The 19,127-nt window shown below is 27.4% G+C and carries 16 protein-coding genes and 1 other RNA gene; 8 read left to right on the plus strand and 9 right to left on the minus strand.

All coding sequences use genetic code 11. From position 1 onward, the window contains the following. Positions 1 to 43 precede the first annotated feature (43 nt). The gene (locus KO506_RS00240; protein WP_215992919.1) at positions 44 to 1,387 is read right to left on the minus strand and encodes a sensor histidine kinase; all 1,344 of its coding nucleotides are present in this window, start codon (positions 1,385 to 1,387) and stop codon (positions 44 to 46) included. After that, on the minus strand, positions 1,377 to 2,714 hold the full coding sequence (locus KO506_RS00245) for a sigma-54-dependent transcriptional regulator (RefSeq protein ID WP_215992920.1): 1,338 nt from the start codon (positions 2,712 to 2,714) through the stop codon (positions 1,377 to 1,379). Before KO506_RS00245 ends, KO506_RS00240 begins: the two co-directional genes overlap by 11 nt. Positions 2,715 to 2,920: 206 nt before the next feature. On the opposite strand from KO506_RS00245, the gene KO506_RS00250 reads away from it, so the two are divergent. From KO506_RS00250 to KO506_RS00270, 5 genes are all read left to right on the plus strand, one after another. Further along, positions 2,921 to 4,171, plus strand: a complete 1,251-nt coding sequence (locus tag KO506_RS00250; protein WP_215992921.1) for an efflux RND transporter periplasmic adaptor subunit — start codon at positions 2,921 to 2,923, stop codon at positions 4,169 to 4,171. A 133-nt stretch (positions 4,172 to 4,304) separates the two neighbouring features. Continuing rightward, positions 4,305 to 4,982: an ABC transporter ATP-binding protein gene (locus tag KO506_RS00255; RefSeq protein WP_068363072.1), complete on the plus strand. Its 678-nt coding sequence runs from the start codon at positions 4,305 to 4,307 to the stop codon at positions 4,980 to 4,982. 44 nt (positions 4,983 to 5,026) lie between these two features. After that, the gene (locus tag KO506_RS00260) at positions 5,027 to 7,471 is read left to right on the plus strand and encodes an ABC transporter permease (RefSeq protein ID WP_215992922.1); all 2,445 of its coding nucleotides are present in this window, start codon (positions 5,027 to 5,029) and stop codon (positions 7,469 to 7,471) included. Positions 7,472 to 7,503: 32 nt separating this feature from the next. Continuing rightward, entirely contained in the window at positions 7,504 to 9,903 is a 2,400-nt protein-coding gene (locus KO506_RS00265; RefSeq protein ID WP_215992923.1) for an ABC transporter permease, read from the plus strand. A gap of 70 nt (positions 9,904 to 9,973) precedes the next feature. Beyond that, a complete protein-coding gene (locus tag KO506_RS00270; protein WP_215992924.1) occupies positions 9,974 to 11,395 on the plus strand; it encodes a TolC family protein in 1,422 nt (473 codons plus the stop codon). A 44-nt stretch (positions 11,396 to 11,439) separates the two neighbouring features. On the opposite strand, the gene ssrA is transcribed toward KO506_RS00270, so the two are convergent. Continuing rightward, positions 11,440 to 11,833: a transfer-messenger RNA gene (gene ssrA / locus KO506_RS00275) on the minus strand. A gap of 153 nt (positions 11,834 to 11,986) precedes the next feature. Here ssrA and KO506_RS00280 point away from each other — a divergent pair. From KO506_RS00280 to KO506_RS00290, 3 genes are all read left to right on the plus strand, one after another. Beyond that, on the plus strand, positions 11,987 to 13,195 hold the full coding sequence (locus tag KO506_RS00280) for an NAD(P)-dependent oxidoreductase (RefSeq protein ID WP_215992925.1): 1,209 nt from the start codon (positions 11,987 to 11,989) through the stop codon (positions 13,193 to 13,195). Continuing rightward, positions 13,182 to 13,418: a DUF3820 family protein gene (locus KO506_RS00285; protein WP_215992926.1), complete on the plus strand. Its 237-nt coding sequence runs from the start codon at positions 13,182 to 13,184 to the stop codon at positions 13,416 to 13,418. Before KO506_RS00280 ends, KO506_RS00285 begins: the two co-directional genes overlap by 14 nt. 64 nt (positions 13,419 to 13,482) lie before the next feature. Continuing rightward, the gene (locus KO506_RS00290) at positions 13,483 to 14,709 is read left to right on the plus strand and encodes a mechanosensitive ion channel family protein (protein WP_215992927.1); all 1,227 of its coding nucleotides are present in this window, start codon (positions 13,483 to 13,485) and stop codon (positions 14,707 to 14,709) included. A 6-nt stretch (positions 14,710 to 14,715) separates the two neighbouring features. On the opposite strand, the gene KO506_RS00295 is transcribed toward KO506_RS00290, so the two are convergent. The 6 genes from KO506_RS00295 to KO506_RS00320 form a co-directional block, all read right to left on the minus strand. Beyond that, a complete protein-coding gene (locus KO506_RS00295; protein WP_215992928.1) occupies positions 14,716 to 15,081 on the minus strand; it encodes a DUF2809 domain-containing protein in 366 nt (121 codons plus the stop codon). A gap of 505 nt (positions 15,082 to 15,586) precedes the next feature. Beyond that, the gene (locus tag KO506_RS00300) at positions 15,587 to 17,002 is read right to left on the minus strand and encodes a DUF4153 domain-containing protein (protein WP_215992929.1); all 1,416 of its coding nucleotides are present in this window, start codon (positions 17,000 to 17,002) and stop codon (positions 15,587 to 15,589) included. Positions 17,003 to 17,004: 2 nt separating this feature from the next. Further along, positions 17,005 to 17,478, minus strand: a complete 474-nt coding sequence (locus tag KO506_RS00305; RefSeq protein WP_215992930.1) for a Coq4 family protein — start codon at positions 17,476 to 17,478, stop codon at positions 17,005 to 17,007. 54 nt (positions 17,479 to 17,532) lie between these two features. Further along, the gene (locus KO506_RS00310) at positions 17,533 to 17,829 is read right to left on the minus strand and encodes a winged helix-turn-helix domain-containing protein (RefSeq protein WP_215992931.1); all 297 of its coding nucleotides are present in this window, start codon (positions 17,827 to 17,829) and stop codon (positions 17,533 to 17,535) included. A 29-nt stretch (positions 17,830 to 17,858) separates the two neighbouring features. Beyond that, positions 17,859 to 18,467, minus strand: a complete 609-nt coding sequence (locus KO506_RS00315; protein ID WP_215992932.1) for a hypothetical protein — start codon at positions 18,465 to 18,467, stop codon at positions 17,859 to 17,861. Between the two features lie 71 nt (positions 18,468 to 18,538). Next, complete coding sequence (locus KO506_RS00320; protein ID WP_215992933.1) at positions 18,539 to 19,105, minus strand: hypothetical protein; 567 nt, start codon at positions 19,103 to 19,105, stop codon at positions 18,539 to 18,541. Positions 19,106 to 19,127 lie beyond the last annotated feature (22 nt).

Raw genomic sequence — 19,127 nt, forward strand, 5'->3', positions numbered from 1 at the left:
TTACAATCAATATTGATTTTAACATTTTTTTAATAAAAAAGGACTAAAAACTCAGACTAAAAACGGTCCCTTCATTTTCTACACTATTCACTAAAATTTTCCCCTTGTGTAATAACATGATTTGTTTACAAAGACTTAAGCCTATTCCACTCCCTGTAGATTTACTGGTAAAAAAGGGTATAAAAATATTTTCCATAATATCTTTGGGTATTCCTGTTCCGTTATCAAAAACTTTAATAATTGTATTGTGGTTTTGGGTTTGAGAAGCTGTAATTTTAATTAACGGTTTTTCTTGTTTTTGGCAAGCATCTTTTGCATTTAAGATTAAATTGATTAATACTTGTTCTATTAAATGCACATCAATATCTAGTTGTAATCTTTTAGAAGAAATTGAAAACTGAATATCAATATTTTTAGCTTTTATTGATGGAGCCATTAACAATTCAATATTATTAAAAAGCTCAGAAACTTGTGTTTTTTGAAGATTTAAGTTGGTTACTTTACTTAAACTTCTGTAAGTTTTTGCAAATTTTAATAAACCTTGACTTCTGTTTTTTATCGTTTTAATACCTGCATTTAAATCTTCTACCTCTAAAGAATTTTCATTAGGTTTCTCAATATTTAATTCTAGATTTCTTTGTAAAGTATCTGCTAAAGAAGAAATAGGCGCAATAGAATTCATTATTTCGTGTGTCATTACACTTAATAATTTTTTCCAAGCTTCAGATTCGTTTTTATTTAAAGTATTATCAATGTTTTGTAGTACAACTAGTTTAAAAGAATCTTCTTTTATCTGAAAAATGGTGTCAGAAATTAAAACTTTTAAACGTTCGTTTTGGAGTGCTATTGTAATTGAGTTAGGTTCTCTATTATAGGTTTCAAAAATAATATTGTATAATTCTGGTTTTCTATTTTCTACAAAACGAATATTTTTAAATGATGGAAAATCGATAATTTCTTTAAAGGTATCATTTAGCCATAAAACATCTCCAGTTTCTATATTATAAGCGATAATTCCAACATCAATCATTTCTAAAATTTTTTGCAGATAGATGTATTGTGTTTCGTTTTTAATGTTTATTTCTTTGATAGTTCTATTTACTTCATTAAAACCAGTATATAAAAAACGAATGTCTTTAGGACCTCTATCTTCTGGAAACCATCTAGAAAAATCTCTGTATTTTACAGATTCAAAAAAATCATCAATAGCAGAAAAACGTCTTTTTATAAATTGATATAAGTTTACAATGGCAATTATTAAACCAAAACTTAGTAAAATTGTGTATGTAATTTTATCTTGATAGATAAAATAAATGAGTCCCAGAATTAATGCAATAAGTATAAAAATTCTGAAGAATAGTTTTAAAATGTATCCTTTATAATTCATACTTTTCTAATCTTCTGTAGAGTGCAGCTCTTGTAATACCTAGTTCTTTGGCAGATTTAGAGATGTTGCCATTGTGTTTTTCTAAAACAGTTAGAATTGCATTTTTTTCTAAATCATCTAAATTTAGTGTTTCTGGAATATTGTTTTCTATTGATCTTTCTATGGATGAAAAGACCAAATCTTCTGCTTTTAAAATAGTGCCATCAGTCATAATTACAGCTCTTTCTAAAATGTATTGTAGTTCTCTTACATTGCCAGGAAAATTATGGTTTTTTAGTTTTTTAGTAAAACTTACATCAAACTCAAAAGTGCTTTTATTGTATTTCTCTTCATAAAGATTTACAAAATATTTAGCGAGTAAAACAATGTCAGTTCCTCTTTCTCTAAGTGGAGGTATTGTAATATCTAAAGTGTTAATTCTATAAATTAAATCTTTACGAAACTTCTTTTCATCAGCTAGAACATTAGGTTTTTCGTTGGTAGCACAAATTAAACGAATATCAATATTTATAGGTTGATTAGAGCCCAAAGGCGTTATTTGCCTGTTTTGTAAAACCGTTAATAAACGCACTTGTTGACCAAGAGAAATGTTACCAATTTCATCTAAAAATAAAGTGCCACCATTTGCAGTTTCAAAACGTCCTTTTCTATCTTCATTTGCACCTGTAAAGGCTCCTTTTTTGTAACCAAATAATTCGCTTTCAAATAAGGTTGTTGTTAATGCACCAACATCAACTTTTACAAAAGGCTTATTTTTTCTGTTAGAATTTTCGTGTAAAGCTCTTGCAATTAAATCTTTTCCTGTTCCATTTTCACCTAAAATTAAAACGTTTGCATCTGTTGGACTAACTTTTTTTAGTTTGATAAAAACATCTTTCATTACAGCACTTTCACCAATAATAGGAATGCTATTTGAAGAAAAATTGTCTTTCGATTTTTTTTCTGATTTTAAAATGGATTTAATTGTATTTATAATTTTCTCATTCTTCCAAGGTTTTATTAAAAAATCAGATGCGCCTTCTTTTAAACCTTTAACAGCTAAATCAATATCTGCGTAAGCTGTCATTAAAACTACAGCAATATTTGGGTTAAATTGTTTAATTTTATTCAACCAAAAAATACCTTCATTACCAGTATTTACTAAACCATTAAAGTTCATATCTAGTATAATTAAATCGAACTTTTTACTTTCAATTTGAAAATTGATATTACTCGGGTTTTTCTCTATTACAATTTCATTAACCAAAGGTTTTAGTAAAAGTCTGATTGCTGTTAAAACATCAACATCATCATCAATTACCAATATTTTTGCTTTTTTCAAAACCATATTTACAATATTACAATTTTATAATCAAGATTTTAAATTGATGAAAGAAAATTATTAAGATGATTTTTTTTGTATCAAAACCGAACAGAAACTGTATCAAAACCGAACACTTTTATTTTTGATGAAAAATTTAAAATACTGATAATCAGGATATTTAATTTTTGGCATCATCTTGTCTATGAAGTAAGAGAAATAAAAAAGTAAAAATGGACATTCAAATAGAAAAAAAGAAATTTTCTACATCAATAATATTAAAAATTAGTGGAATTGCACTTCTATTACTATTAATTATTTATGTGATTTATGCAACCTCTGGAGGCTCTAAACTTTCTGTAAATAAAGAACGAATTGCAATTAATACAGTTAAAAGTGGAGTTTTTCAAGAAAATATACCTGTAAGCGGAATTGTGTTACCCATAACAACTATTTATTTAGATGCTGTAGAGGGTGGTAGAGTAGAAGAGAAGTTTGTAGAAGATGGCGCAATTATGAAAAAAGGCGAGCCAATTTTAAAATTAGCAAATACAGATTTGGAGTTAAGTTTAATTAACCAGGAAACTTCTGTTTATAATTTATTAACGCAAATGCAAATTTCGCAGAATGCAGCAAGACAGAATACAATTAATAGATTAAATCAATTTACAGATGTAGAAAATAATTTAATTGAAGCGAAACGTTTGTTCGATTTAAATTCAAAATTATATGAAAAAGGGGCTATTGGGCGTCAAGATTATGAGTCTTCAGTAAATAATTACAACTACCAAAAGCAAAGAATGAAATTAACGAATGAAATTTTACAAGAAGATTCTATTGCTACAAAACAAGAAATTCAACAAGCTAAAAACTCATATCAAAGAACCCAAAGTGCTTTAAAATTGATGCGAAAAAAGGTAGAAGATTTAGTGGTTAGAGCTCCTATTGATGGGCAATTAACTTCTTTAGATGCAGAAATTGGTCAGTCTAAAAATAAAGGAGAAAGATTAGGGCAAATAGATGTAGTTACAGGTTATAAAGTAAGGGTAGATATAGATGAACACTATATTTCTAGAATATATACAGGACAAACAGGAACATTTAACCTAAATAACAAGCAATATACTTTGGTGATAAAAAAGATTTTTACACAAGTTACAAATGGACGTTTTCAAGTAGATATGGTTTTTGAAAACGAAGTGCCAAAAGGAATTAGAAGAGGTCAGAATTTACAAATTAGAGTGGCTTTAAGCGCAGAAAAAGAGGCAATGTTAATTCCTGTTGGTGGCTTTTTTCAAAAAACAGGTGGTAATTGGATTTTTAAATTAAGTGAAGATGGTTCTTCTGCTTATAAAGTAGACATTCAATTAGGAAGCCAAAACACAAAATATTACGAAGTAATTAGCGGATTAAATGAAGGTGATAAAGTAATTACATCTAGCTACGATTCTTATGACGAAATAGAGCAAATAATTATAAAGTAGTTAGATTTTAGACGAGAGAAAATAGAATAAAGAAAATAGATAAAAGAGTTAAGAATTAATATCAAAAGAGAAAAAATCAAATTTAAAAATCCAAAGCTAATAGCGAAAAGCGAACAGCGTAAAGCCAAAAATAATGATAGAAATTAACAATTTAGAGAAATTTTATAGAACAGATGAGGTACAAACCATAGCATTAAACAAGTTGTCTTTTGAAGTTAAAAAAGGAGAATTTGTTGCAATTATGGGGCCATCAGGTTGTGGAAAATCAACTTTATTAAACATTTTAGGTTTGTTAGATGATCCTGATGCTGGTAGTTTTAAATTTAATGGAGAAGAAGTAGCTGGTTATAATGAAAGAAAAAGAGCTCAATTAAGAAAACACAATGTTGGTTTTGTTTTTCAGAGCTTTAATTTGATTGATGAATTAACCGTTTTTGAAAATGTAGAGCTGCCTTTAATTTATACAGGTGTTAAAACATCAGAAAGAAAAAAACGAGTAGAAGAAGTTTTAGAGAAAATGCAAATTATGCACAGACGTAATCATTTTCCTCAGCAATTATCTGGAGGTCAACAACAAAGAGTTGCTGTTGCAAGAGCAGTTGTAAATAATCCTAAATTAATTTTAGCAGATGAGCCAACAGGAAATTTAGATAGTACAAATGGTAATGAAGTTATGGATCTGTTAATCGATTTAAATGAGGCTGGTACTACAATTATTATGGTAACTCATAGTGAGCACGATGCAAAATACAGCCATAGAATTATTAGAATGTTAGATGGCCAAAAAGTAACAGAAAATATTTTAGTGTAAGCGTTATTGCCTAAAATTAAAACCAACCCATAAAAACTGAGCAAATGTTTAAAAATTATATAAAAATAGCATTTAGAAATATGATGAATCACAAGGTGTTTTCATTCATAAATGTTATTGGTTTAACTATTGGTTTTAGTGCTTCTTTTATAATAGGTTTAATGGTGTATTACGATTATACTTTTGATGATTTTCATAAAGATGGAGATCGAATTTATAGAGTAGTTACCGATTTTAAATTTCCAGAAGGTGAGTTTTCTAATTCAGGAGTAACTTTAGCATTAAAAGGTGCTATACAAGATAATTCTAATTTTGATGTAGTTAGTGAGTTTTATTTAGAAAGACCAATGAAGGTTAATAATAGAACAGAAGATTTAGAATTTAAATTACCTAAAGATGTAATCTATGCAGATGAAAATTATTTTAAAATTTTTGATTACAAATTTATTGCTGGTGATGCTATTAAAACGCTACAAAACCCTAACGAAGTAATCTTAACAGAAGAACGCGCATCTAAGTATTTCCCAAATACAGCAGTTTCTGAAATTATTGGTAAAACCTTGGTGTATAATGATTCTATTAACACAAAAGTTACTGGAATTGTAGAGGGTTTTAAAAACAGAACAGATATTATTTTTCAAGAATTTATTTCTCATCCAACTTTGTTGCAAACAAGATTGCGTGGAAATATAATTGGTAAAAGATGGAATAATACTAATTCTAATTCTCAATTGTATGTTAAGTTGAGTGCAAACGCAAATAAAGCATCAATAAAAAATAATCTTAAAGAAATAGCTATTGAACATAGAGATGAAGATGATATAAAATATGGTGAAGAAAGAATATTTAACCTTCAACCTTTAAATGATATTCATTTTAATGAAAATTACGGAACTTATGATTGGTCTAGTGGACAAGCAAGCAAGTCTTTATTAAAAAACTTAGTATTTGTAGCCATCTTTTTATTGTTGTTAGGTTGTATTAATTTTATCAATTTAAACACAGCACAAGCTGCACAACGTGCCAAAGAAATTGGTATTCGTAAAACGTTAGGAAGTTCTAGAAATCAGTTGATTGGGCAGTTTATGGGAGAAACATTTTTGTTGGTTTTAATTGCTGCACTTTTATCATTAATACTTTCTAAATGGTTAATTAATGTATTTTCAGATTTTGTGCCTGCAGGCTTAAGTTTCGAATTATTTAAAGTACCTATAGTAGTAATTAGTATAATTTTATTATTAGTCTTAGTAACTTTTTTGTCTGGTTTTTATCCAGCCATTGTTTTATCAAAAATTAACACGATTTCAGTTTTAAAAAATCATTTAGGAGTTGGAGATAAAAAGGTGCGTTTAAGAAAATTTTTAACTGTATTTCAGTTTACAATTGCACAAGTTTTTATAATAGCCACACTTTTAGTAGGCAAACAAATTAATTTTTTATTGAGTAAAGATATGGGTTTCAAAAAAGATGCAATTGTATCTGTTTATAAACCTTTAGAAGAACAAAGTTTTGAGAAAATTAAACTGTATTCAGAAAAATTAGCAGCAATACCAAGTATAAAAGAAATTAGTCTTGGCGCTAATCCACCTGCATCTCAAAGCAGTAACAGAACTGATATGAGAAGAATGGTTGACAACCAAGAAGTGTATGGAGAAATACAATTACTTGCTGGTGATACCAACTATTTAAATCTTTTTGAAATTGATTTACTTGCTGGTCGTGTACAAAGAAATGATACCATAAAAGAACTGGTAATAAATGAAGCTGCAAGAAAATTTTTTAGATTTAAATCTGCAGAAGATGCTGTTGGTAAGTCTTTACTTTATGATAAAGAAAACTTGCAAATTGTTGGGGTTATTGGAGATTTTCATCAACGTTCTTTAAAGTCAGATATTAAACCTCTCACTTTGCATGGAGATTGGTACAGAGGTGAATGGTCTTATTTTCAAGCAGTGCATATTTCATTACAAAGCAATTCCACCGAAAATTTAAAAAATAGTCTTTCAAAAATTGAAAAAGTTTATAAAGAAGTATATCCAGGCACTAATATGAGGCTAGAATTTTTAGATGAAACCATTGCTAAATTCTACAAAAAAGAACAAAAAGTATCGAAATTATTAAACTGGGCAACAGGTTTATCAATATTAATTAGTTGTTTGGGGCTATTAGGTCTTGTAATTTATACAACTAATAGACGTGTTAAAGAAATTGGAGTTCGTAAAGTGTTAGGTGCATCTTTATTTCAAATTAACGCATTGTTGTGTAAAGAATTCTTAATCTTGGTTGCAATTGCTTTTGCTATTGCTGCACCAATTGCTTGGTATGGAACGTACAATTGGCTTCAAAATTTTGCTTACAAAACCAGTATTAGTTTTTGGGTGTTTGTTGTAAGTGCTTTTGCCATGATTCTATTTGCTTTAATTATTATTAGTGCAAAAACATTACAAGCTGCAAATGCAAACCCAGTAAACTCTCTACGTTCAGAGTAATAAAATTATTAAAAATTAGAAAACTTAAATTTATGTTTAAAAATTATATAAAAATTGCACTCAGAAATCTCCTTAAAAATAAGGTGTATTCGCTAATCAATATTTTAGGTTTAGCCATTGGTATTACAGCTACTGTAATGATTGGTTTGTGGATTAACGACGAATTGAATTACAATAATCATTTTGAAAACAGTAATACCATAGCACAAGTATTACAAAATGAAACCTATAATAACAAAACCGAAACTTCAGAAGCAATTCCTAGAGCCTTAGAATTTGCTATTAAAAAAGATTATGAAGATAATTTTAAACATTTAGTGATGTCTTCTTGGACACAACCTAGATATTTAAAATATGGAGAAATCAATTTAAATTTTCAAGGAAACTTTATGCAGAAAGGAGCTTGTGAAATGCTGAGCTTAGAGATTGTTTCTGGAGTTAAAAATGGAATAGATGACCAAAAATCAATAATGATTTCTGAATCAACAGCAAAAGCGTTGTTTAAGGATATAAACCCTATAGGAAAAATTGTAAGAATAAACAGTACAGATGATTTATCTGTAAGCGCAGTTTATAAAAACATACCTAATAATAATAGTTTTTCGAATTTAGATTTTATTGGTTCTTGGGATTATTATGTGGCTTCAAGAACTTGGATTCAAAATGCTAAAACTTCTTGGGGAAATAACTCATTTCAACTTTTTGTACAAATTAATGAAAACACAACAATGGATGCTGTTACAGCAAAAATTATTGATGTTAAAAAAATAGCATCTCCAGAAGAAGCGCAGTTTAATCCGCAAATGTTTTTATTTCCAATGAAAGATTGGTATTTGCGTAATAAATTTGATGAAGGAATACAAACAGGAGGAAGAATTGAAAACGTTTGGTTATTTGGTATAATTGGTGTGTTTGTGTTATTGTTGGCTTGTATCAATTTTGTAAATTTAAGTACTGCAAGATCAGAAAAAAGAGCCATTGAAGTTGGAATTAGAAAATCTATAGGATCAAAAAGAAGTCAGTTAATAGCACAGTTTTTAAGTGAATCTTTTTTAATAGTGGTACTTTCTTTTGTGTTATCAATTGGTTTGGTATTGTTATTTTTAAATGGTTTTAATGATTTAGCAAGTAAAAAAATAGTTTTTCCTTGGTCAGATTATCAATTTTGGGGAGTTTCTTTTATTTTCATCATCATCACATCATTTTTAGCAGGTAGTTATCCAGCTTTATATTTATCATCTTTTAATCCTGTAACTGTTTTAAAAGGGACATTTAAAACTGGTCGTTTTGCAGCTTTGCCAAGAAAAATATTAGTAGTTACTCAATTTACAGTTTCAGTTGCATTAATTATAGGAACTATGATTGTAATAAATCAAATAGATTATGCAAAAAACAGACCAACAGGTTATAACAAAGAAGGCTTAATACAAATACCTGTAATGACCTCTGAATTTAATGGGAAACAAGAGATGATGCGAAATCAATTTATAGCATCTGGTGCAGTTATAAATATGGCAGGTACAAGTAGCCCAATGACAGATGTTTGGTCTAATTGGAGTGGTTTTAAATGGGATGGGAAAGATCCTGAATTTCAAGAAGAATTTGCCTATACAAATGTTTCTTATGATTTTGTAGAAACTTTAGGGTTAACAATAATTGAAGGTAGAGGTTTTTCTAGAGATTTTGCTTCTGATTCTACTGCTGTAATTTTAAATAAAACAGCTGTAGAATATATGGGAATTGAAAACCCTATAGGAAAATACGTTAGAGATTCTGATGATGAAGACCCAAGAGAACCATTAAAAATAATTGGTGTTATAGATGATATTCTTGTACAGTCTCCTTACAGCCCTACAAAACAAGCTTTTTATGTTTTTGATAATAATGAATCAGCTAGTTATTATAACTTAAGATTAAACCCAAGCAAAAGTATTGCAGATAATTTATCAAAAATAGAAAGTACATTTAAAGCAAATTTTCCAAACTTACCTTTCATTTACCAATTTGTTGATGAGCAATATGGACAAAAATTTAGATCTGAAGAAAGAGTAGCAAACTTATCTAAAGTATTTACAATACTTGCCATTTTTATAAGTTGTTTAGGCTTATTTGGTTTAGCTTCTTTTGTAGCAGAACAACGTACCAAAGAAATAGGAATACGTAAAACATTAGGTGCTTCTGTAAGTCAATTATGGATTTTGTTATCCAAAGATTTTTTAAAATTGGTTGTAATTTCATTATTAATTGGTTCTCCAATTGCATATTTTATGATGAAAGAATGGCTGCAAAAATTTACTTATAGAACCAATATTTCTTGGACAGTTTTTGCAATTGCTTGTTCTGGTGCTTTATTGATTACTTTAATTACAGTGAGTTATCAGGCAATTAAATCTGCAATATCAAACCCTGTAGACTCTTTAAAAACAGAATAAGTTACAACTTAAGATTCATCAACAATAAATTTATTTCTTAGAACACTATAACAGCTTAAAAGTATTAAAAATGATAAAAAGAAGTTTCGTTTATTTAATTGCATTTGCTTTTAGCATTTCTATGTTTTGCCAAAATGAGCAAGAAAAAAAATATTCGCTAGAAGAATGTATACATATAGCTCTAGAAAATAATTTAAGTTTAAAATCAACCAAAAATACTGCAAAATCAACCAAAATAAATTATCAACAATCTAAAGCAAATTTATTACCAAATGTAAATGCAAATTACAATTTAGGTATAAATAATGGTAGAAGTATAGATCCGTTTACAAATGATTTTATCAATCAACAATTAACATTTTCAAACGCAAGTTTAAGTTTAAATGCAACTGTTTTTAATGGTTTTAGGTTGTTAAATACCTTAAAACAACAAAGATTAAATACCCAAGCTGCAAATTTAGAAGTTGAGCAAGAAGAACAAAATTTAATTCTTTCAGTAACTTTAGCCTACTTGCAAGTTTTAAATAGTAAAGATTTATTAGCGTTAAATAAACAACGATTAATAGCTACAAATAAGCAATTAAAAATTCAAAAAGATTTGTTTGATGAAGGTAGAGAAAACCCTGCAGATTATACAGATTTGTTAGGCCAAAAATCTTCGGATGAAACTAATATTCTTTCTGCAGAAATTGCTTTAAATAATGCAAAATTAAGTTTAACATCACTTTTAAATCTACAAGTTAAAATGGATGTTAGTGGAGATACTTTTTTATTAAGTTTAGATAAATACAAATTTACACCTAACCAAGTGTTTAATGATGCTTTAGAAAATTTGTCTACTTTTAAAGCAAGTGAATTACGATTAGAATCTGCAAAAAAAGGAGTAAGTGTGGCAAAAGCTCAATACATACCAGAAATATCTTTGTTTGGTGGTTTAAATACGAATTATTCAAGTGCAGCAGAAACTTTTACAGAAACAGGAACAACTATTGCAGAAACAGGAGATTTTGTGTCAATCAATAATCAAAATTCACCAGTTTTAACCAATCAAACCTTATATAGTACTCAGAATATTAATTATTTAGATCAGTTTGATAATAATTTTAATTCTGTAATTGGTTTTTCTGTAAGTGTACCAATTTTTAATGGTTTTCAGGCAAAAAACAATGTTGCTTTAGAAAAAGTGAATGTAGAAGAATCGTTAATTGCATTAGAGCAAACTGAATTAGATATAAAAAATGCCATTCAACAAGTACATTTTGATATGGAAGCTGCTTTTGCCAGATATCAAAGTTTAAAAAAACAGGTAGTTGCTTTTCAAAAATCTTTTGAGATTAATGAAACTAGGTTTAATAACGGAGTTTCTAATTTCTTGGCTTACATAACCAGTAAAAACAATTTAGAAAACGCAAAAATTAATGTTTCTATTGCCAAATACGATTATTTTTTAAGAGTAAAAGTTTTAGAATATTATAGAGGAGTTAATTTGTAGTTTTATAATAAAAAAACCTGTAAAATATTAATTTACAGGTTTTTAAGTGGAGACGCCGAGAATCGAACTCGGGTCCAAACAAGCAGCCAAAAAGCTTTCTACATATTTAGTTCTTATTTGGTTTTCGTTTAAAAGCTGATTAAGAACAACCCACTTATAACTTAGCTTTTTTAGTTTCGAAAACTTACCAAAGCTTTAAGTTTTCTATGTTTATTTTTACGATGCCCAAAAATGAAACGCCATAAACCAAGGCTTTTCGTGGACATAAAGCTTGCTCACCTTGTGAGCCTAGGCTAATCCTACTATGATTCGGATTAAGCAGCTAAAGCGTAGTTATCTTCGCCGTTTAAAAAGTTGAAATTAGGTTTTACGAGTGTTATTTCATAACTCGATATGCTTACAAATTCACTGACCTTGCTGTCAAAACCAGTCGTCCCCAAAATGTCAAAGAAATATTTTATATAAAATAAAATACGGTTTGCAAAAGTATAAAAAAATACAATTGTTAATCTCTTTAAAATCTAATATCTTCGAACAAATATTATACCAACTTTTACAGCAGTAATTTCAGTAACCTTTAAATCAATTATTATGAAGTTTGGCATCATTAAAGAACGTAAAAATCCACCTGATAGAAGAGTCGTATTTTCACCGGAAAAATTACAAGAGTTTAAAAATCAATTCCCTACAGCTTCCATAAAAGTTGAAAGCTCAAATATTCGAGTTTTTTCTGATGAAGCTTACAAAAAAGCCGGTTTTGAAATTACTGAAAATATGTCAGATTGCGATGTTTTATTTGGTGTAAAAGAAGTGCCAATTGATGCTTTAATCAACAATAAGAAATATTTTTTCTTTAGTCATACCATCAAAAAGCAACCTTACAATAGAAAGTTATTAAACGCAATTTTAGATAAAAATATAGTATTGTTCGATCACGAAACGATTGTAAAAGAAAACGGAATGCGTTTAATTGGTTTTGGACGTTATGCAGGTATTGTTGGTGCATACAATGGTTTTAGAGCAATTGGTTTAAAGAATAAAAATTTTAGCCTACCAAAGGCTGAAACTTTAGATTCACAAAAGGAATTAATTTCAAAATTAAAAAAAATAACGCTACCTATAAATTTTAAAATTCTTTTAACGGGTAATGGAAAAGTTGCTTACGGAGCCAAAGAAATGTTAGATGCAATAGCTATTAAAGAGGTTTCTGTTGATGATTATTTGAGTGAAAATTTTACTGAACCTGTGTATTGTTTGGCAGATGTTTTAGATTATAATAAAAGAAAAGATGGAAAAGTAATTGATAATTTTGATTTTTACGATCATCCAGAGAATTACGAATCAGATTTTATGCGTTTTGCAGAAGTATCTGATTTCTTTATTGCTGGACATTTTTATGGTAATGGAGCACCTTATTTGTTTACTAGACAAGATGCAAAATCAGAAAAATTTAAGATTAAATTTGTAGCAGATATTTCTTGTGATGTTGATGGTCCTGTTGCATCAACCTTAAGAGCATCAACTATTGCAGATCCTATTTATGGTTATAATTCTAAGACAGAAAAAGAAGTAGATTATACAGATGATAATGCAATTACTGTTATGGCTGTAGATAATTTGCCTTGCGAGTTACCAAAAGATGCAAGTGAAGGTTTTGGAGAAATGTTTCTCAAAAACGTAATTCCTGCTTTTTTCAATAATGATAAAGATGGAGTTTTAGCAAGAGCAAAAATGACAGAAAATGGGAAGTTGACAGAGCGTTTTGCCTACTTACAAGATTTTATTGATGGAAGAGAATAATTTTCAGAATAGACAATTCTTATTAGATTTAGCCAAAGCAAAAATGCCTTTTGGTCAGTTTAAGAATAGATATTTAATAGACTTACCAGAACACTATTTGGTTTGGTTTAAGAATCAAGGTTTCCCAAAAGGTAAATTAGGTTTACAAATGGCAAGTGTTTATGAGCTTAAGCTAAATGGTTTAGAAGATTTAATTAGAAATATTCAACAGACCATGCCTTAAATTTAAGATTATATAAAAAAAGTATATATTTACTTTTAATCTAACAAATTACGCTCATTACATTATGATATTAAATTATGTTTATTTTGGAATTTCTTTATTAGGAATTTTTCTATTTTTCTTCATTTTTAAAAAAATATTCAAAAAATTACAAACTAAACTAGATAAGCTAGATAGAAATGTTCTCTTCAAAAATAAAGAAGTTGCTAAACTCTTTCGTTTTATTACACCTAGAAGAGAAAAACATATTCTAAAATTTGCAACGAGAACTATTAGAATTGGTTTTAGCATTGTTTTTTTAGTATTGTATTTACCTTTTGTTTTTAAATTTATTCCAGAAACTAAAGAAATAGCAGATACCATATTTTCTTATGTTTTAAAACCAGTACATTTTGTTGTTGATGGTTTTTTAGAATTTATTCCTGGGTTGTTTTTTATTTTGGTGATTGTTTTTGCTACTAAATATTTATTAAAATTCTTAAAATATTTAACTGGCGAATTAGAAAGAGAAGCTGTTCGTTTAGAAGGTTTTCATGCAGATTGGGCTAAACCAACTTTTAATTTAATTAGAATTGTAATTATTGCTTTTGCAGCAGTAGTTTGTTTTCCATATATACCTGGTTCTGGTTCTGATGCTTTTAAAGGCGTTTCTATCTTTTTTGGAGTGCTTTTTTCTTTAGGATCTACAGCTGCTATTTCTAATATTGTTGCAGGTGTTGTAATTACTTATATGAGACCATTTAAAGTGGGGGATAGAGTAGAAATAGGCAATACAGTTGGCGATGTTACAGAAAGAAGTTTATTAGTAACAAGAGTTAAAACCATAAAAAACTTAGATGTAACTGTACCTAATTCTACCATTTTAGGGAATCATATTATCAATTTTAGTAAAAATGCAGCAGAAGAAGTTGGGGTTATATTACATACTTCTGTAACAATTGGTTATGATGTACCAAGTGGAGATGTTATACAGGCTTTAGTTAAAGGTGCTAAAAACACACAAATGATTTTAGACAAGCCAGAACCTTTTGTTTTGGTAAAAAGTCTTGACGATTTTTACATAAATTACGAAATTAATTGCCATACCAAACATCCAGAGAAATCTGCAGTAATCTATTCTTATTTACACGAAAGTATTAAAAATGAGTTACACAATGCTGGTATAGAAATATTGTCTCCACATTACAGCGCAATTCGTGATGGAAATGTTTTAACTGTTCCACCAGAAAATGTACCTAAAGATTATGTTAAACCAGGTTTTAAAGTGGGTAATTTTAATATTGGGAGATAACTTTTATTATTTAATTATTAACTTTTCAACGATTAAAATGGTTGCAACACCTAATGTATAAGCCACTAAATCTGGAATAGAAAAAGAGGTGCCTAAAATAAGTTTAAGAATACTTCTATATTTTAATGGATATAAATTTTCAAGATTTGTCAATTGTAAAAATTCAATTATATAAGCGATTAACAAAACAAAAAATCCTGCTTTAATAGTTGATATTTTTACAATGCTTTTAATAAAAGTGTATAATAGCATTACAGACAAATAATCTCCAAAAGTATGTCTTAAAAATCCTGTTGCATATTTTGCAATTAAAATTTCTGATACAAACAGAATTATAAAAATTACGAAATATTTTATATTGAATTTTATCATAATTTATTTTTAAAAAGAGCAAGGCTATTTACTTTAAAGTCTAAAGCCTTGCTCAAATCAACTTACTACTAACTAACTAACTAACTAACTAACTAACTTTTTCTGATTAAGTTTTTTTATTTATTTCTGGTTTGCAAAGCCAAACCCAAGCTTGTATTAATGTAAAAAAAGCTGTTATAAAGAAAATGCATACAAATATTTGAAATTTTGAAATTATAATTGAATAAGCACAAATACAAAAAATTACAATTGCATTATAGGGGAAAAAACGTCTAAAAAATTCATTATTACTCATCTTATTTCTAACAGAATAGTACAAAATTAAAATGCAGAAAAAAATAGTAAGAGAACATATAATAAATATTGGTATTATTGATAAAAAAACATAAGGTATAATTCCTATTACAGTACTATAATCTTCAAAAAGAATCTGTACCCAAAATATGATTGCAGATAAAACAGATGCTTTCAATAGTAATTTTGGTATTTTATTAGAATTTTCCATCTACTTTATTTTTAGATTATCAAATATCATTTCTTGCCAAGAATTACTCTCTAAATCAATTAAATAAAGTCTGTGTTTTTCATCAATTTTAAAATTTTTAATATCATTTTTCACAATGTAATCTTTTAATAAAAACACGTTGTTGTTTGATAGGTTAATAAGATATTTTAAATCAATTTGTTCAGCATAATTAATGTTATTATAAGTTATTATTTTATCCCAATTTATTGTTGAAGAAATAACAAGTATTACAAATGCAATTTGTGTATTTTTTCTAAATAAATACCATAAGTTTTTAATTTTTGTTACCTTAAAATAGGTTGTAATTAGGCCTATTGCAGTTAATAATAAAAAAAACAAAACTCCAATTCTTTTATAGGTTAACCCAAAAGAAAAAATATACTCAATGTTTTTTATTGCTGTAATTATGATCATTATAAGATTCAGAAAAATCCATATAAAAGTTAATATTTTTAAGTTTTTATTATCTTTTATAAAGTTTAAGCTTCCTCTAAAAAAATACAGAATTAATACAATTGCTAGTAAATTTGAAAAGATTAATGCATTTACACCTGTATGTACTTGTTCAGAAAGCTGTGGAGCTGTCATTTTATGAATTTCAAATAAGTATAATGTATCAGTTACCAAGAAAAGTACAATTAGAATATTTAAAGTAATTAATAATATAAAACCCATTTGTTTCTCACTTTTTATTTTTTTGGGTGATGTATATTTTAATTCTTCTTTAAGCAGGTTATTGCCAGTTTTTAAATCTGTAGAAGTTACAGGTTCTATTTGTAAGGGATTTGTAATATTATAGAATAAATAATACCCTAAGCCTGTAAAAACAAACCATTGAAAATTGATATAACTTAAATCAATTTTGGTTATTAAAGCATCAAATTTTGGATTTCCATTTCTGTATAAACTGATAAAAACTATTACTATTATTAAAGGAATTCCAGCAGTTTTAAACCAATAAACATAATCTATTTTTTTTCTTTTTTCTGGTTCTTTATTGCTATTTATTTTATCAAAATGTAAAGAAAAAACAGCAACAATAGTAGTATATAAACCGTTAATCCATTGTATATAAATTGATGATTTTTGTTCAGAAATACTACCTATAAGAGTAATAAAAGTAAGAATATTTGCAATTATTGTTAAGTTAGATTTAAAAAGAAAAATAGTAATACCTGTAATAAAATAACCAACAGTTATAAATAAATTTTGTTTTTTATTAAAAGATTTAGGTTTATGTATAGCCAATATTATAACAGTTAATACTGAAAATAAGAATAGATTTAAACCAAAATTTTGCTGATAAAAAAGTAGGCTAAAAAATATAGCACCTAATAAAATTACTAGTTTCATCCATTTTTTAGATGCTTCTTGTTTTTGAATATCAATTTCCATAGTTATTGAATTTGTAGTATTTGTTGTTTATTAAAGATTGCTTCTCTAATTTCTTGAAAAGAAAAGTTTAAAAGATTTTTATAATTAAAGTGATAAAATTGGTTGCAGTTTTTACCTAATTTGTAAGACTTTATATAGTATTTGTAGTATTCAGGCAGTATTAATGTGCCAGCTAAAAGCACACCAATTAAATACGGACTTCTTTTTCCATTACCAAAGCATACATATTGTAACGCAATTTCATCTTCCACAGTTGTTCCATAACCAGTTATTAAATGATAACAATCGTGTCTTTCAACTTTTGGTAACAACTCAAAGTTGTTTTCAATTAGTAGTTTTCCTAAATGATAACCAAAACTCTCTTCTGAATAGGTTAATAGTTCTTCTGAACTTATTTCCCATGGATTCTTGTTTTTATATTTGATATAAATTCTTTGAGAACACTCAAACAACCAATAAATAAACTTCTTTCTCATATTTTATTTTTTAAAAGAACTTTGAAATACAAAGTAAGTTGATAAAAAAATATTCTATTTATTTTTAATTAATTTTTCAAGAGCATCAATGTGTTTTTTAAACTCTTTTTTTCCTAATTCTGTTGCAATGTATTTTGTGTTTGGTTTTCTACCAATAAATTGTTTTTCAACCTTAATAAAATCTACTTTTTCGAGCGCTTTTGTATGGCTTGCTAAATTACCATCTGTTGCACCCAATAATTCTTTAAGCGTATTAAAATCTGCAAATTCATTAACCATTAAAACAGACATTATTCCTAATCTAATTCTATGATCGAATGCTTTATTAATATTTAAGATGATGTTTTTCAAAAACCTATTTTTAAGTTGCTAAATTACATCTATTTTCTATCGTACTTGTAGTACATAGATGCTCCATAAATAATATGCATAAATCCAAAACCAATTACCCAAAACCAAAACCCATAACTAGGGAAAACAGCACAAAGTAAACCTAAAACAATTTGAGTGTAACCTAAATATTTAACATCTCCCAAAGTATATTTTGATGCATTTAGCAATGCCAAACCATAAAATAAAAGCATTAAAGCTCCTGTTTGCCCATATTTTTGTTGATTTAAAATAATAAGTATATAAATTCCGCCAGTTAATAAAGGCACAATAAAACTTGTTAGTAGTCTTTTGGTTAATGAATCCCATATTTTTTCATCGTTTTCTTTTGCCTTTTTTGTAGTTAAAAGAATGGCAGTTCCTATACTTAAAACCCCAACAACAAGTAAGTCTAATATAAGAAAGTTGAAAATTTCACTTTCTATTACAATATATTCATTACCATCTAGTGTATAAAACCAATAAGCAAAAGAGGCACCAATTAAGGCGTATAAACCTGCTAAAATACCAGACAAACCACTCAATGAAATGAATCGTGATGATTTATTCATTAATGTTTTAATTTCTGATATGTCTTTTAAATAATCTTCTGAATTCATTTTTAAAGAACTTTGAAATACAAAGTAAATAATTATTTTTTACATTAGCAATAAAAATGATAAATAAATTTCTAATTACTTTTTACCACCAAACCATAAGTTATATGGGCAATTCCTAAAATTAAAAGTGATGAATACCAATAATTAGGAATCAAGAAACAGATTAAGGCTAAAAACAAAGAAACACCTACTAAAATAAAAAGATTTTTACTGTTTTTAAGTTTTAAAAAGAGTAGGGTTACAGCATATAATAATAAGAAAATTGGTGCTAAATAATCACTGTAATTAAAGAATATTAGGTAAGTAAGCACCAAAAAAATAACAATAAAACTAATCAGGTATTTCCATAAAATAGTTTTTGTTTTAGAGTTCCATAGTTTATAATCTAATTTTTTAGACTTTGCTTTTCCGTTTAAAAATAGGGTTACAGAAGAGAAAATAAAAGTTGTAAATATTATTGTTAGAATAAAAATTTCTATAATTTGAGGAGATAAAGCTCCTATAGGATTTCCATCAACTAAAAAGCCCATTATTAATTTTTTTATTAAAAAAGTAGCAACTAAAAAATAGATTCCTATTAAAATACTTGAATAACCTTGTAAAGAAAAATTTGATTGAATATTATCTTGTTTCGCCATAAATATTTAAATTGGGCTAATA

Source organism: Polaribacter vadi (genome assembly GCF_018861005.1).
GTDB classification, from domain to species: domain Bacteria; phylum Bacteroidota; class Bacteroidia; order Flavobacteriales; family Flavobacteriaceae; genus Polaribacter; species Polaribacter vadi_A.